Source organism: Pedobacter alpinus (assembly GCF_042684645.1).
Lineage (GTDB): Bacteria > Bacteroidota > Bacteroidia > Sphingobacteriales > Sphingobacteriaceae > Pseudopedobacter > Pseudopedobacter alpinus.
Window position 1 is genome coordinate 1 of record NZ_JBHULV010000062.1, and the last position, 937, is coordinate 937.

1 protein-coding gene is annotated in these 937 nt (G+C 41.6%); it reads right to left on the reverse strand.

The window, feature by feature from the left end:
* Nucleotides 1-884: IS91 family transposase (locus ACFSSE_RS17990; RefSeq protein WP_379101073.1), on the reverse strand; the 884-nt coding region annotated here is incomplete at its 3' end.
* Between the last annotated feature and the right edge of the window lie 53 nt (nucleotides 885-937).

Below are 937 nucleotides of genomic sequence, written 5' to 3' on the forward strand. Positions count from 1 at the left end.
ATCTTCACAAAGCGTTTGGGTAAAATATGCAAGGCAAACCGTCTGATGAATTCCTCATTGCTGAGGGTCATGGTTTTCTTTATACCACCCTGCCTATAATCTTTGTAAGAAAACGTGGTGGTTTGCTCATTTACAGCAATAATCCGATGGTTACTGATGGCTATTTTATGGGTGTACCTCCCCAGATATTCGATTACAGATTTACTGCTGCCAAAAGGCTTTTTAGCAAATACCACCCAGTTTTTAGCCCATAATTCTTTTCTGATACTTTGATAAGCAACAGGTTCTTTTTGCGCCAATATTTTACAATAGATTGCCCTAAACACCTTTGATAATGCTTTTACCGGAAACAAGAATTTTCCGTCTTTACGGATGTTTTGCCACTCTTGATGATGCCCAACACCACCGCCAGGCACAATACAATGCAAATGTGGGTGTAAACTCAAGTTTTGCCCCCAAGTATGTAAAACAGCAATCATCCCCATTTGTAAACCTTTGTTTTTACTAAACAGTTGTAAGGTTTGCCATGTAGCATCAAACAAAGTATCATACACCAACTTGGTTTGGTGCATAGCTAAACTATTGAGTGTATCTGGTAAAGTAAACACCACATGAAAATAAGGGACAGGCAATAGCTCCGCCTGCCGGGCCTGTATCCAGTCCTCTTTGTTTTTGCCTTGGCATTTAGGGCAGTGCCTGTTTCTACAAGAATTATAGCTGATGCTGATATTGCCACAGCTATCGCAAGCATCAATATGCCCGCCAAGAGCAGCAGTGCGACAATGCTTAATGGCTGATAAGGTTCTTAACTGCCAAGTGTTTAACCCTTGTTCCTCTATTTTATCACCTAATGCTCGTAGTACATCTGCTAAACTGGGCTGCATTGGGCAAACAAGGTATCCAGCGGACTAAATATCTTCTGGCTTTGGAGCTGGGC